Here is a 14,518-nt window from a genome sequence, read left to right on the forward strand (position 1 = left end):
CCTTTGGTGGCTTGCGCGGCGCGAGGGCATCACCTTGCTCGATTTGATCGGCTTCGATCGCAAACGCTTGGGCGCGATCTGTTGCTGGGCGTTGCGCTCATCCTCCCGAGCCTCGTTTTCATCTACGGTGGGATCACCACCAGCAGCTTGTTGGTCTATGGCAACGCTGACGCACCGCAAATATACGGACCTTTGCCGCTCTTGCCTGCGCTCTACGGGGTGCTGATCTTTCCGTTGGTCTGGGGCATTACGGAGCAGACCACCTATAACGGCTATCTTCTGCCGCGTTTCCAAGTCTTGTCGGGAAGCACGGGATTTGCCGTCGCCGTCGTAGCGTTTTCCTGGTCGTTTCAGCATGCGGTGATGCCGCTGACGTTCGACCCACACTTCATGCTCTACCGGCTCTTGGCGCCAATCGCACATTCGACATTCATCACCCTCGTGTACCTGCGGGTGCGCCGCATCCTGCCGTTGGCGACGGCGCATTGGCTCATGGATGGGGCGTCGGTATTCATCGGCATTCTGTGGCCGCTGTTGCGGTAGAAGGGTTCAAACGGGCTGAGATGCCCACTATGGACCGAAGCCTTCGAGGACGAAATCGAAAGCCTGGGCTTGGGCTAGATAGGTTCCCGGGAATTGGCCAGTTGACGAACAGGCCTCCAACCGTATAGTCCGCGCCCATCCAGGCCGCCCGGCCTGAGCCCCTATGGCGGAATTGGTAGACGCGCTCGACTCAAAATCGAGTTCCGCAAGGAGTGCTGGTTCGATCCCGGCTAGGGGCACCACTTCCCAAAATCCCCACGCCACTTCTTATTAAAGCCAATGGCGTGGGTGGGATCGTCCAACCCACTGAAATGATTGCACCTCGCCAGCCCCGCCGCCATGCCTAGCGGAGGGCCGCCACGACGTCGGCGAGGTCGGCCTGCTTGCCATTGCCAGCGCGGCGCAATTGCACCTCGACGGGCTTACCGTCGGATTGGTCGCAGTAGAAGATGGGTCCGGGCCGCACCCATTTGTCGCCCCACTCGGTCAGCGCGATAATGACCGTTTTGAATTCCAGGCCCTTCCGGGTCAGGACGTATTCGGACTGCTCGCCGGCGGTGCCCGGGCGACGGTCCATCAGACCGGCCTCGACAAAATCCTCGAGTCGCTTGGCCAGGATGTTGGTGGCGATCCCCAGGCTCTTCTGGAATTGCGAAAAGCGCGTGTAGCCGCCGAATATCGCGTCGCGCAGGATCAACAGGCTCCAGCGCTCGCCGACCAGTTCCAGGGCGCGTGAGGCCGAGCAGTTCTGTTTTTCATAGAGACGACCAAGCATGGTGTGAACATACCCTGTTGACTTGCATCATGCAAGTATGCATTGTGCTTGCATGATGCAAGCGAAAGAGGTCGCTCACGTCATCGCCCGAGATTTCGGGTGTCCACCAATCAGATCCAGACGGGAGATATGTCATGAAAAAGCAAGAAGATTACACGACGTCATTTGTCGTTGAGCAAAGCCCGCAAGAGGTTTTTGCGGCGGTTGTCAATCCGCGCGCCTGGTGGTCCGAAGACATCGATGGCGATACCGATAGACTCGATGCGATATTCTACTATCACTTCAAGGATATCCACCGCGGCACCTTCAAGGTCACCGAGCTTGTGCCCGGCAGGAAGGTCGTCTGGCACGTCGTTCAGAACTACTTCAACTTCGTCAAGGATGCGACCGAGTGGACCGGCACGGACGTGGTCTTCGAGATCGCGCCAACCGACAAAGGGACCGAGCTGCGTTTCACCCATGTCGGGCTGAAGCCGAGTGAAGAATGCTACGATGTCTGCCATGATTCCTGGCGTTTCTATGTCGCAAGCCTTCGCGACCTGATTTCGACGGGCAAGGGGCAGCCCAACAAAGGCGAGGAGAACGCCAATCCAACGGTCGTGCCGCAAAACGAGAACATCGGTCTCGAGCGCAAAGCGGCGGGCGATGGCGCCGAGATGATCGTCATGACGACGGCAGCGGCCAAGCCCGGCATCGAGAGCAAGGTGCGGGATGCCTTGCGGGACGTAGCGGGGGCGGCCCGCAAGCAAAGCGGATGCATCGACTACAGCGTCTTTCGCTCGCAGGCAGAGCCCAACGTTACCATCTGCGTCGAGCGCTGGGCATCGAAGCAGGAGCGCGACGCTTTCCTGGGCTCGGCGGACGCGAAGAATTTCGTTTCGGCCATAACCGGTGCCTTCCTGGAGCGGCCGTCGCCGATCTCCTACACGACATTGGAAGTCAGGTCTTAATTGCAAGGGTTCGCCCGACGCCGGCTGCCCTGGAGCAATGCAAAGGGGGACGGCATCCAAGCATGGAACAGAAAATTATAACCGACTTGCATGATGCAAGAATAAATCGCCTGCACTCATGCAAGTAGGAGGAGAGATCGCCGTGCTGAAATCGATGGAAGTCACAGACAAGGCCGTTCTGGTGACCGGGGCCAACCGCGGCCTCGGCAAGGCGCTGGTCGAGGAAATATTGAGGCGGGGTGCCAAGCGCGTCTATGCCGGCGCGCGCAAACCGCTCGCCCACGCGGATCGGCGTGTCACGCCGCTGATCCTGGACGTGACCGATACGGCGCAGATTGAGGCGGCTGTCGAGCGGATCGGGTCTCTCGACATCCTCATCAACAACGCTGGCATCGGGCTCTATGACGACCTTGGCGATCGTGCTGCGCTCGAGCGACACCTCGCCGTCAACCTGCTCGGCGTGCATGGCGTAACCCACGCATTGCTGCCGCTGCTCACGCGTTCGCGCGGCGCCGTGGTCAACATCCTGTCGGAAGCGGCCCTCGTTCCCTTCCCGATTATTCCGTCCTACTCGCTGTCGAAGGCCGCCGCGTTCTCCATGACTCAGTCGTTACGTGCTCTCGCCGGGGCTCGTGGCGTGAGCGTTCATGCGGTCCTGTCCGGTCCCATAGACACCGACATGAGCAGAGACGCCGACATACCGAAGAGCTCCGCGGAGAGCGTCGCGAAAGGTATTCTGGACGGTATGGCGCGAGGGGAGGAGGAAATTTTCCCGGATCCAAAATCGGCATCAATGGCCGAGAGCTGGCGCGGCAGCGCGTTCAAGGCGCTCGAACGCCAGATGGCGGCTTTCGTCCAAGCCATGCCCGCCAAGCCATAGGGCGACCGCCATCAGTGCGCTGCCAGGATTTGCAATTCAGCGCCAGTGGTGAGCAACACCGCTGCTGTTGAACGAAACTTCCCGGTTTTCACCAGCGGATCACGATGACTTTCTCGGTCCCGTTGGCGAGTTCGACAGCTTCGGTGCCATCCGGCTTGCGGCTTTGGATTCTGGCGCTCCCGACAGCTTCAACGCCAACAACGTTGACTGCGAAGGCTTCATCGATTTCGGCGGCACAAACCAAGGTGTCAGGCGGCAGGTCCTTTACTTGATCCAACAACTCGCGAAGTTTCATGGTCGAATCTCCTTGGCGACAGCAGGATGAGGAGCAGCACGCTTTCGCCGCCCATTCGGAACCATGTCCCCTGCGAAAGGTTCCCGATGTCACTTCGCGTCGGGGTCGAGTCGTGATTGCCAAACGGCAAAACGAGTCCGAAGTCCGGGCACGGAGTTTGGTTGGACGTTATCCCGGGAGCGTCCTCTGGGATAACGTCTGAGATCCGGCAGCCCTGGCAAGCTCGGATCGTAGCCTGAGCTATCACATCGGCCCCGGCACCATCTTGGTCGGCTGCTCCGGCATCGGAAACGCATAATTGTCGCATTTCACGTCCGGGTTCGTCGGGCTGAACATTCCGAGCGGGTTTTCCTTGAACAGCCAGGCGTGAAGGTCGTAGTGGTGGAACTCCTTCGGGATGAGCGGATAATGCCCCTCCATCGGCCCCATGAATGTCTGGCCGAAAAGCTTCGGCGGCTCCTTGGTGTCCGGCGTCAAGGGCACGAGCCATTCCACACCGACCAGGCGCAATTCGCCGCCGACCGGCTCATAGATCAGCACATTGGGGCGCGTCGGATCCGCGGTCGGGCCGACAGTCGTGACATTGACGAAATGGATGCCCATCGCGCCCTTCGGGTAGTCCATCGCCCCTTCCACCTTTTCTCCGCTGTAGAAGACGCATCCAACCGTCGATAAATAAAGCTCGCGAACGGCAACCTTGTAGTCTTCATACCTGGACAGCGATTTACGCAGGGCATCGATCTCGGCCTTGTCGGGTTCGGCGGCCCGAGGCGCGGCGGCATTCAGACACGCGCCAACGAGACCTGCCAATGTGAGGATACCGAGACGCCTGAGGTGAGTTGTTTTCGTCATGCATTCCTCCCAGATTTTTCTTCTGGCCGTGCAGGACCGAGGCGGCAATGATGCTGGACGCGCGGCCGTAATTGATCGCCTCATCCCGGTTGGGACTGCGTCGATGCTAATCCTTTCCGTTGATCGGGAGAATTAACCCTGACGAGCTAGGCCCGAGCGGGCCGATGGTTCGGAGACGCGGGCAGTCGCTCAGGGGAAAGTGCCCCCTCACCCGGATTGCCAACACAAATGCTAAGGGGAATAGAGGGCAAGACCACCACACCCCGACCGGAGACGAGCAGGGGAACAGCGCGGGCGTCCGCCTGTTCTCCCCAGCGGGGAGAAGGTGGCCGCGAAGCGGCCGGATGAGGGGGACTCCATGTGCAATAGCCCATGGTGCGGACCTGACCAACAGCCGATCCGGTCGCATCCCTAGGACCCGATGCACTAGCGCCGGCGCAGCAGGCTTCTCATCCGGTTGCGCAGCAGGCGCGCCATGTTGCGGGTCTCGCGGTAGAGGTGAAGCTGCGAGGCCGCCTGGCGGGCGAGGCGGTCGGCATCCGGCGTCAGCCCGATCACCAGCGTGCCCATCGGCTTGCGTTCGCTCCACAGCCGGCTCATCACCGGATGGTCGGGCACCGCGCAGGAATCGGTCATCATGATGTTGGGGTCGTCGAGATGCTGCCTGGTCACCTCGATCATCAGCAGCGTGCCCGGCGAATAGGCGGCGAGCGTCTCGTCATAGGCGGTCTTCCAGGTGTAGGCGACGCCGGCCTCGACGAAGACGACCAGGCAGGCGATGGTGCGGCCGTCGAGCGTCAGCGAATGGATACGGCAGAGATCCTGCTCGGCCAGCCGGTGCACCGCTTCGCGGGCGAAGGCGGCGCGGTAGCGGTCGATGGCCATGGCGGTGCGCTCGCGGCCCTTCCAGCCGGCAGCCTCCAGCGTCAGAAAATTTTCGATGGCGTGGCGGATCTCGTCCGGCCCGCGCGCCACGACATGCTCCAGCCGGCCGAGGTCGGCGAGGCGGCGCTTCAGGCGGCGGAACTCGCGATAATGGTGGGCGCGCAGCGAAGCTTTCAGATACTCCTCGCCGTCGAGCTCGCTTTCGAGCACCGGGCGGTCGGCCTTGCCGGTGGTGACCAGCGTCAGGCCGCGTGTCTCGGCGACGCTGGCGAGCAGGCTCGCCACCGGGCCGTCCAGCCTTATGTCGGGCAGCACGAAGACCTTCGGCAGTTTGAGATGCGGCCTCGACAGCATCGAAAAGAAATCTTCGATCACGCCGATCGGATCGTCGCGGTCGACCAGCGGCGTGCCGATCGGGCCGAACGGGCTCGACCAGGTGCGCATGACGGGAACCCCGAGCGGCACCATCGGCCGCTCGACCGAGAACGGCACCAGCAGGCGCAGCCGATTGCGATACTGGTCGCCGTCGCGGATGACCGCCAGCCGCACCTCGCGGTCCTCGAGCCTCGGCATGGCCGGCGCCAGGAAGCGCGGATTGAAGAAGACGTTGGGCTCGATCGTGCGGGTGCAGAGATAGTCGAGTTCCTCGACCAGGTCGAAGCCGGCGGAGGCCGGATAGATGGCAAGCCTGCGCTCGGGCCGGTTGTTGGCGGGGATTTCGACATGGGCGGGATCGGCTTCGCGGGCAAGCCCGGCAAGGCCGGACACCATGGTGCCGGCCGGGCCGCCGCTGGTTTCCTCGAGCAAGGGGACGGCAGCCATCAGGCGGCTCCTTTGGCGGGCACGAAAATGGCCATGGCGATGCCGAGCTTGCGCCAGACCGTAAAGGACAGCGCGCCGGCCTCGAAGATCATGGCGAAGACGGTGGCCATCGCCGCGCCCCACAGGCCGAAGAGCGGGATCAGGACGACGCTGAGCGCGATGTTGAAGGCCAGCGTCATGGCATAGACGGCGGCACAGATATTCTGGTTGCCGCTCATGGTGAGCAGGCTTTCGCAAGGGCCGACGGCGGCCCGGGCGACGACGCCGAACACCAGCAGGAACAGCAGCGGATAGCCGGCGGAAAATTCCGGGCCGAACAGGGTCAGCATCGGCTCGCCCAGCGCCAACACCAGCAGCGCCATCGCCAGCGACGGCCAGAAGGTCCACGACACGGTTTCGCGGGCGAAGGCGGCGAGCTTGTGCGGCTCGCCATGGGTGAATTGCGCATAGCGCTGGGCGACACCGGCCTTGACGGCGAAATAGACGAAATGCACCAGCGCCAGCGTCTTGACCGTGGCGAAATAGACGGCGACGTCGTTGGGATCGAGATAGGCGCCGACCATCAGCACGTCGGCATTGGTGAGCAGGAAGAAGAAGCTCTCGACCAGGAAGATCGGCAGCGAGACGATGAACCATTGGCCGAAATGCAGCTTCATCGGCCCGGCCGGGATCCTTTTGTCGATGCGCGAGGTGACGCCGATGAGCTGACCGAGCGTGGTGGCATAGGTGGCGGCGATGGCGGCGAAGATCGCCGTTTTCGCGTCCGGCGCGTAGCCCGCCAGCAGCATCAGCGCCATGAACGCCAGGATCAGCACTGGCCGCACCAGAAAGGTCGGCGACAGCGCAAACAGCGCCCAGGAATTGGCTCGCGCCAGCCCTTGCAAAAGGTCGGACATGGCGATCATCGGCAGGCAGATGATGCCGAGGATGAACGGCACGACGTAGTAGTCTTCGATATAGGCCGACAGCAGCCAGACGCCGAGCGCGCCGATGCCGGCGATCACCGTCGAGGCAATCAGCACGAACAGCCGGCTGGCCCGCACGATACCGCGCAATTCGGCCAGCATGCCGCGCTCGCGATATTCGGGGATGAAGCGGATGATCGAGGTGTGGAAACCGAGGCAGGCGAGATTGCCGACGATGACCATCGTCACCCAGACGAGAACGAAAATGCCGTATTCGAACGAGCCCATCCAGCGCGCCATCAGGACCTGGCTGACGAAGGCGATGACGGCGCTGACGATGCGGACCGAAAAGGCGATCAGCGACATGCGGCCGGCCTCGCCGCGCGCGCCGGCGCTGAACAGCAAGGCATCGATCAGGCCAAGCAGCGGTCTTATGCGCAGCGCAAGGCGCTGCGGCAGGAACCGCCCGGCTGTCGTCGCCGCGGAAAAACGCACCCCGATCACACTCCGTTTTCCGCCTCTTTCTGGCTATGCGTCTAACGAAAACACATTAAGAAACGGTTGGGTGGCACCTTCGCCCCGTCTCTATACGGGGAGAAGGTGCCGGCAGGCGGATGAGGGGCGGGGCGGGCGTTGGCCGCCTACATACCCTTCACCGGTTCGCACGACACCTTCGGGTTCATATCGGCGAACGCGCCGGTCGGGTTGCCCTTCCAGGCCCAGACATGCAGCTCGTAAAACGGGCCGAGACCATAGCGGTTGGGCGCGCTGTTGAAGTTGAACAGATGCCCATCGAGCGATGCCGGGCCTTTCGACGTGATGTATTCGACCGCGATCAGTTTCAGCGTGCCGTCGGCCATCGGCTCGTACATCACCGCTTCGGGCTTGGCGACATCGACAGCGTCGTCCTTGAGGTAGCCGGGATTGACGTAGTGGATGCCCATGGCGCCGCCGGTGATGCCGCTGGCGCAAGGAAGGGGCGCATAGCCCTCGGCGGTCGCCGCCGCCACATTCTCGAAGCGGCTGTTGGCGGCGCGCACCTTGTCGGCCAGCGGATTGCCGTCCTTCGCCTGGGCCGCGGTGGCGGCGATCGACAGGATGGCCAGGGCGGCGAGGCGCCCGGTGCAAGGATTGATGTTCATGTGTTTCTCTCCGGTTGTTTGAGGCCGCGCGGGTCTGCTCAACGCTGCGGCGTCCGTTGGAATTTTGCGAAACAGGTCGTTCGTCCTGTTTTCATGTCGGCCGCAATGGTGCGGCCGTTTCCGCGGCTTGTTTTCAGCCCGTCAAAACGGCGCGGCGCCTTAATGGTCCCACCAATAATATTCCCAATATTCGTGCCGCTGCTCGCGGTCGGGAAGGCCCATGTCCTGCCTCAGATAGTCGTCTTGCGGGGGCAGCCGGCGCCGCCTGCCCAGCAGATGCGAAGGCAGCGCCGCCGCGATCCGCCATAGACGGCCAAGCAGGGAGCCGCCGGGGTTTCCCACGACAGGCGCCGGTTCGCCGACCGGCATGCCATCAGGCATGTCGCCATTGCCGCGAAGGGCAGTCTGATACTCATCCTCGTCTCCGCCATGGGAGGCCTGCCAGCGGTCAGCGATAAAAGTAGGGGTCAAGAACCCGCACCTCCGTGATCTTGTCGACGGGCAGCGAATTCTTCTGGGCGGTGCTGCGGATCGCTTCGGGCGAGGGCGCGTCGTAGATGCAGAAGCTGCGCTTCTTGTCCGGCGACACGTAGGACTGCAGCCAGGTGACACCCTTTTCGGCATTGCGCATGACGACGCCGCCCAGCGCGTCGGCGCCGGCCTCGTTCATCGGCACGTTGAGGCCATCCGGGAATGTGCGTTCTATCAAATAGCGAGGCATCGAAGCCTTCCTTTCTCCAGCGGTCGCGCCCGATCTGAGCGCGGCTCGACATTGATCACGCCCGGCAAGAGCGCACATCGGAACCTTTCCCCATTTTTGGCGGGACGATTCCCTATGTTGGCAGCGTTAAGGGCGGGGGATATGTTGGCGGGTCCATCGCGGGTCCGCTTTTTCGATGAACTCGATCTCCGTGAGCGAATGATGCTTCTGGAACGGCAGATACAGCTTGAGCGACTCGATGGGCTGCTGACGGAGGCCGGGCGCGGCCGTGGTTGCGTCGCGGTGCTTGCCGGCGAGGCGGGAGCTGGCAAGACCGCGCTTGTCGAGGCCTTTGTCGATCGCATGGTGCAGAGCACTCGCATCTTGCGCAGCGCCTGCGAGGATCTGTCGATACCCGATCCGCTCGGGCCGCTTTACGATCTGGCGCGGGACGCGCAATGGGTGCTGCCGCAGGCGATCGATCATCGGCAAGGGCAAAGGCTGCCGCTATTTTCGGATGCGCTCGATATTTTCGAGACGAAGGCGCAGCCGACCTTGCTGGTCATCGAGGACTTGCACTGGGCCGACGATGCGACGCTCGATTTCGTCCGCTTTCTCGGCAGGCGCATCGCCAACACCCATCTCCTGCTGCTGCTGACGGCGTGCACCGACCGCAGCGAGGGCCAGGTGCGGGTACGCCGCGCGCTCGGCGAAATCCCGGCAGGCAGCGTCGCGCGCATCGACGTTCCGTTGCTCAGCGAGGCGGCGGTGCTGTCGCTGGCCGAGGCGGCCGGCCGCAATGGCGATGCCATCTACCGGGCGACGGCGGGCAACGCCTTTTTCGTCACCGAGCTGTTGTGCAGCGGATGCGAGGAAAAAACGGCGCTGCCGGCAAGCGTGCGCGACGCGGTTCTGTCGCGCGCCGAGCGCCTGTCAGCCGGTGCCCGTGCGATGCTCGACGCGGTGTCTGTTTTCCCCCGGCGGGCCGATGCCTGGGCGTTGCAGGGCCTCTGCGGCGTCGCCAGCGCCGGCCAGCTTGCTGAATGCGTCGCCAACGGCCTGCTGGAGGATCTGGGCAATGGTTATGCCTTCCGCCACGAGATTGCCCGCCGTGCCATCGAGGCGATGCTGACGACGAGCCACCGGCGGCAGTTCAATCAGCGCGCCCTGACCGCCTTGCTTGAAAACAGCGAGGTCTCCACCGGCCGCCTGGTGCACCACGCGGTCGAGGCGCACAATCTGCAGGCGGTGCGTGAACTGGCGCCGGTTGCGGCGCGCGAGGCCTCTCGGGTCGGCGCCCATCGCGATGCCGCCGGCTTCTACGAAGCCGTGCTGCAGCAGGCCGACAGCCTGCCGTTGGAGGAGCGCACGGCGCTCTATGAGACATATGCCTTCGAGTGCCATCTGATCGGCAAGATCGACGAGGCTGTCGCCGCGCAGGACCAAGCGCGGCGGCTGCATCAGGCCCAGGGGAATGCGGCGAAGGAAGGGGATTGCCTCAGATGGCTGTCGCGCTTCGCCTACCTGCTTGGCGACCGCCAGGCAGCCGACGTTCTTGGCGAGCAGGCGGTTCAGCTGCTGGAGACCGCGCCGGCCGGGCCGGAACTCGCCATGGCCTATTCCAACCTCTCGCAACTAGCGATGCTGGCCGAAAGACTCGACGACACGCTGCGGCTCGGCAACAAGGCGATTGCGCTCGCCGAACAACTGAACCGGCCCGACATCGTCTGCCACGCGCTCAACAATGTCGGCAGCGCCGAGCAATGGCTGGATCTGGCGAGCGGACGGCTGCACCTTGCCCGCAGCCTGGAGATCGCGCTGGAGCAGAACTTCCAGGAACATGCGGCGCGCGCCTTCACCAACAGCGCCTGCAGCGAGATGAACCAGCTCGGTTTTGATGAGGCGCGCTCGTTCCTCGATCGCGGCATCAACTATTGCGTCGAAAACGACCTTGTCACCTGGCGCGACTATATGCGCGGCGTGCTGGCGCAGCTGCTGCTGCGCCAGGGGCAATGGGAAGAGGCTGCGGCCGAGGCACTCGAGGTGATCGCCAACGAGCAGGCGACGATGCTGGTCCGCCATCCCGCTGTGGTGGCGCTGGCAAAGCTGCGCGTACGGCGCAGCGATCCTTCCGCCGAGCCGCTGCTTGCCGAAATGGCGCGGTTCCTCGAAAAGGGATCGGAATTGCAGCGGCTGGCGCCCTATGCGGCATTGATGGCCGAGCGGGCATGGCTTGGCCAGGGCGATCGGGACGAGGCGCTCGGCCTGATCGCGCTGGCCGAGAGCCTGTCGACGACGCGGGCGGTCTTCGGCGAGCTGGCGATGTGGCGGCAGAAGCTGGCGCCGGACATGGATCCCGGCGACACCGCCGGGATGGCCGCGCCCTACCGGCTGCTGCTCGCCGGCGATTGGCAGACGGCGGCAGGACTATGGGCTGAGATGAACGCGCCCTACGAACGCGGGCTGGCGTTGGCAGAGGGCGACGAGACCGCGCAGCGCTCGGCGCTGGAGATTTTCGAGAGCCTCGGCGCCAGGCCCGTCGCCGTTCACCTGCGCGATATCATGCGCCGCAACGGCGTCAGCAACATTGCAAGGGGGCCGCGGCATACGACGCGTGCCAATCGTGCCGGCCTGACCCAGCGCCAGATGGAGGTGCTGCAACTGATTGAGCGCGGCTTCTCCAACAAGCGGATTGCCGAGCAGCTGACGATTTCGCCGAAGACGGTCGATCACCACGTTTCGGCGGTTCTGGGGAAACTGGACGCGGTTTCGCGGGGTGAGGCAACGGCCGCGGCACGCGATTCAGGGCTGATTTGAGCTTCTGAACAGGCAAGGGCCGGCGGGACAGAGAGGGGCCCGCCGACCTACGAAAAAAATCGCTTAAGCAAACGCCCCATGACAATGCTTATACTTCTTGCCCGAACCGCACGGGCAGGCTTCGTTGCGGCCGACCTTGCCCCAGGTGGCCGGGTTCTTCGGGTCGCGGTCTTCGGGGGCAACGATGGCATTGGTCTCCTGGCGGACCAGCACGGCCGTCTCGCCGCCTTCGAAATCGTCTTCGCCGGTGCTGCCGTCGATATGGCTGCCGAACATGTCGGGGGCTTCGGGCGGCGGCGCTTCCGCTGCCTGGCGGACCAGTTCGACGCGCATCAATTGCGCGGTGACGGCCTGGCGCAGATTGCCCAGCATCGCCTGGAACAGCTCGAACGCCTCGCCCTTGTACTCCTGCAGCGGATCGCGCTGGGCATAGCCGCGGAAGCCGACGACCGAGCGCAGATGGTCGAGGTTGACGATGTGCTCGCGCCACAGATGGTCGAGCGTCTGCAGCACCACGGAGCGCTCGACATAGCTCATCACGTCGGGGCCGAATCGCTCGGCGCGATCCTTGGCGGCGGCTTCGGCGGCCTGGCTGATGCGCTCGCGGATGTCGTCCTCGGCAATGCCTTCTTCCTTGACCCAGTCCTCGACCGGCAGATCGAGGTTGAGGAATTCGGCGATCTCGGCCTTGAGCCCGGCGACGTTCCACTGCTCGGCATAAGCGTTTTCGGGGATGTTCTTGGCGACGATCTCCTCGATGACGCCTTCGCGCATCTCGGTGATGGTCTCGGACAGGCCTTCGCCGTCCATCAGCTCGAGGCGCTGTTCGAACACCACCTTGCGCTGGTCGTTGGAGACGTCGTCATATTTCAAGAGGTTCTTGCGGATGTCGAAGTTGCGCGCCTCGACCTTCTTCTGCGCCTTCTCCAGCGCCTTGTTGATCCACGGATGGATGATCGCCTCGTCTTCCTTGAGGCCGAGCTTCTGCAGCATGCCGTCCATGCGCTCGGAACCGAAGATGCGCATCAGGTCGTCCTGCAGCGACAGGAAGAATTTCGAGCGGCCGGGATCGCCTTGTCTTCCTGAACGACCTCTAAGCTGGTTGTCGATGCGGCGCGATTCGTGGCGTTCCGTGGCGAGCACGTAGAGGCCGCCGGCGGCGAGCGCCTTTTCCTTTAGGCGGGCGATGTCGTCGCGGATTTCCTTTTCCCTGGTCTCGCGCTCGGGGCCGGCCGGCATGTCGCCAAGCTCCTCGGCGATGCGCATGTCGGCATTGCCGCCGAGCTGGATGTCGGTGCCGCGGCCGGCCATGTTGGTGGCAATGGTGATGGCGCCGGGTTTGCCGGCCTGGGCGACGATCGCCGCCTCGCGCTCGTGATGGCGGGCGTTCAGCACCTCGAAATCCTTGAAACCTTCCTTGCGCAGGCGTTCGGCCAGTTGTTCGGACTTTTCGATCGAGGTCGTGCCGACCAGCGTCGGCTGGCCCTTGGCGCGGGCTTCCTTGATCTCCTTGACGATCGCCTTGTATTTCTCCTCGACCGTCCGGTAGACCTCGTCGTCTTCGTCAATGCGGATGACCGGCAGGTTGGTCGGGATCTCGGTGACGTCGAGATTGTAGATGTTGGCGAATTCTTCGGCCTCGGTCAGCGCCGTGCCGGTCATGCCTGCGAGCTTCTTGTAGAGGCGGAAATAGTTCTGGAAGGTGACCGAGGCGAGCGTCTGGTTCTCCGGCTGGATCGCGACGTGCTCCTTGGCTTCAAGCGCCTGGTGCAGGCCTTCCGAATAGCGGCGGCCGGGCATCATGCGGCCGGTGAACTCGTCGATGATGACGATCTCGCCGTTGCGGACGATGTAGTCCTTGTCCCGCTGGAACAGCCGGTGCGCCTTCAGCGCGTTGTTGACGTGGTGGACGATGGCGACATTCTCGACGTCGTAGAGCGACTCGCCCTTGAGCAGGCCGGCATCGCGCAGCATGTTCTCCAGCTTCTCGGTGCCTTCCTCGGTGAAGATCGAGGTCTTCTGCTTCTCGTCGATCTCGTAGTCCTGCGGCTGCAGCTGGATGATGAAGGTATCGATGGTGTTGTACATTTCCGAACGGTCCTCAAGCGGACCGGAAATGATCAGCGGCGTGCGGGCTTCGTCGACCAGGATGGAATCGACTTCGTCGACAATCGCGTAGCTATGGCCGCGCTGCACCATCTGGGCGCGCTCGTATTTCATGTTGTCGCGCAGATAGTCGAAGCCGAGCTCGTTGTTTGTGGCGTAGGTGACGTCGGCGGCGTAGGCGACGCGGCGCTCTTCGTCGGACAAGCCATGGACAATGACGCCGACCTTGAGGCCGAGGAATTTGTAGACGCGGCCCATCCATTCGGAGTCGCGCGTGGCCAGATAATCGTTGACGGTGACGACATGCACGCCATTGCCGGCGAGCGCGTTGAGGTAGACCGGCAGCGTCGCCACCAGCGTCTTGCCTTCGCCGGTCCGCATCTCGGCAATGCCGCCATTGTGCAGCACCATGCCGCCGATCAGCTGCACGTCGAACGGGCGCATGCCGAGCACGCGGCGGGCGGCCTCGCGCACGGTGGCGAAGGCCGGCACCAGCAGGTCGTCGAGGCTGGCGCCGTTGGCGATGTCCTGGCGGAATTTGTCCGTGCGGGCCTGAAGCTCGGCGTCGGAAAGCGCCCGCATCTCGTTTTCCATGGCGTTGATCGCCTCGACCCGTGGCCGGGTCGATTTGACCCGACGATCGTTGGAGGAGCCGAAAACCTTACGGGCGAGACCGCCGAGACTGACCATCCAATGGCCCTTTCGATAGCATTCCAAGTCATTGCGACGGGCGCCGGCCGGCCCCATCAACTCCACGTGAACGCGGACAAACGCAAAAAGCGCCCGGAAAACGGTTCTGGACGCAAAGTCGTTGGACAGATAAGAGGGGGCTCATTCGATGTCAAC

At 63.4% G+C, this 14,518-nt stretch carries 13 protein-coding genes and 1 tRNA gene; 5 read left to right on the forward strand and 9 right to left on the reverse strand.

The genetic code is table 11. From position 1 onward, the window contains the following. Positions 1–81: 81 nt before the first annotated feature. The gene (locus tag AC0L2Y_RS08325; RefSeq protein WP_473555240.1) at positions 82–543 is read left to right on the forward strand and encodes a CPBP family glutamic-type intramembrane protease; all 462 of its coding nucleotides are present in this window, start codon (positions 82–84) and stop codon (positions 541–543) included. A gap of 157 nt (positions 544–700) precedes the next feature. Continuing rightward, positions 701–785, forward strand: a tRNA-Leu gene (locus AC0L2Y_RS08330). Positions 786–886: 101 nt separating this feature from the next. Here AC0L2Y_RS08330 and AC0L2Y_RS08335 read toward each other — a convergent pair. Further along, the gene (locus AC0L2Y_RS08335) at positions 887–1,318 is read right to left on the reverse strand and encodes a winged helix-turn-helix transcriptional regulator (protein ID WP_473555241.1); all 432 of its coding nucleotides are present in this window, start codon (positions 1,316–1,318) and stop codon (positions 887–889) included. 134 nt (positions 1,319–1,452) lie between these two features. On the opposite strand from AC0L2Y_RS08335, the gene AC0L2Y_RS08340 reads away from it, so the two are divergent. Beyond that, positions 1,453–2,268, forward strand: coding sequence for an antibiotic biosynthesis monooxygenase (locus AC0L2Y_RS08340; protein WP_473555243.1), 816 nt, complete (start codon positions 1,453–1,455; stop codon positions 2,266–2,268). A gap of 142 nt (positions 2,269–2,410) precedes the next feature. Continuing rightward, a complete protein-coding gene (locus AC0L2Y_RS08345; RefSeq protein WP_473555245.1) occupies positions 2,411–3,148 on the forward strand; it encodes an SDR family NAD(P)-dependent oxidoreductase in 738 nt (245 codons plus the stop codon). Positions 3,149–3,236: 88 nt separating this feature from the next. On the opposite strand, the gene AC0L2Y_RS08350 is transcribed toward AC0L2Y_RS08345, so the two are convergent. The 7 genes from AC0L2Y_RS08350 to AC0L2Y_RS08380 form a co-directional block, all read right to left on the reverse strand. Next, positions 3,237–3,443, reverse strand: a complete 207-nt coding sequence (locus AC0L2Y_RS08350; RefSeq protein WP_292659581.1) for a sugar phosphorylase — start codon at positions 3,441–3,443, stop codon at positions 3,237–3,239. Between the two features lie 243 nt (positions 3,444–3,686). Then, a complete protein-coding gene (locus AC0L2Y_RS08355) occupies positions 3,687–4,295 on the reverse strand; it encodes a hypothetical protein (RefSeq protein WP_473555248.1) in 609 nt (202 codons plus the stop codon). 426 nt (positions 4,296–4,721) lie between these two features. Next, positions 4,722–6,002, reverse strand: coding sequence for a GNAT family N-acetyltransferase (locus AC0L2Y_RS08360; RefSeq protein ID WP_473555250.1), 1,281 nt, complete (start codon positions 6,000–6,002; stop codon positions 4,722–4,724). Continuing rightward, positions 6,002–7,402, reverse strand: a complete 1,401-nt coding sequence (locus AC0L2Y_RS08365) for a lipopolysaccharide biosynthesis protein (protein ID WP_473555346.1) — start codon at positions 7,400–7,402, stop codon at positions 6,002–6,004. The genes AC0L2Y_RS08360 and AC0L2Y_RS08365 overlap by 1 nt, the downstream gene beginning before the upstream one ends. 146 nt (positions 7,403–7,548) lie before the next feature. Further along, positions 7,549–8,049 (reverse strand): hypothetical protein, encoded by a 501-nt coding sequence (locus tag AC0L2Y_RS08370; RefSeq protein ID WP_473555252.1) that lies wholly within the window; start codon positions 8,047–8,049, stop codon positions 7,549–7,551. A 159-nt stretch (positions 8,050–8,208) separates the two neighbouring features. Then, on the reverse strand, positions 8,209–8,520 hold the full coding sequence (locus tag AC0L2Y_RS08375; protein ID WP_473555255.1) for a hypothetical protein: 312 nt from the start codon (positions 8,518–8,520) through the stop codon (positions 8,209–8,211). Next, on the reverse strand, positions 8,498–8,770 hold the full coding sequence (locus AC0L2Y_RS08380) for a DUF4242 domain-containing protein (protein ID WP_023677971.1): 273 nt from the start codon (positions 8,768–8,770) through the stop codon (positions 8,498–8,500). The genes AC0L2Y_RS08375 and AC0L2Y_RS08380 overlap by 23 nt, the downstream gene beginning before the upstream one ends. Positions 8,771–8,971: 201 nt before the next feature. Between AC0L2Y_RS08380 and AC0L2Y_RS08385 the strand changes: the two genes are divergently transcribed. Beyond that, entirely contained in the window at positions 8,972–11,566 is a 2,595-nt protein-coding gene (locus AC0L2Y_RS08385; RefSeq protein WP_473555257.1) for a helix-turn-helix transcriptional regulator, read from the forward strand. A 63-nt stretch (positions 11,567–11,629) separates the two neighbouring features. On the opposite strand, the gene secA is transcribed toward AC0L2Y_RS08385, so the two are convergent. Then, positions 11,630–14,362 carry a preprotein translocase subunit SecA gene (secA, locus tag AC0L2Y_RS08390; RefSeq protein ID WP_352491822.1) on the reverse strand — a complete coding sequence of 911 codons (2,733 nt, stop codon included), beginning with the start codon at positions 14,360–14,362 and terminating at the stop codon, positions 11,630–11,632. Between the last annotated feature and the right edge of the window lie 156 nt (positions 14,363–14,518).

Source organism: Mesorhizobium sp. WSM4830 (assembly GCF_055811495.1).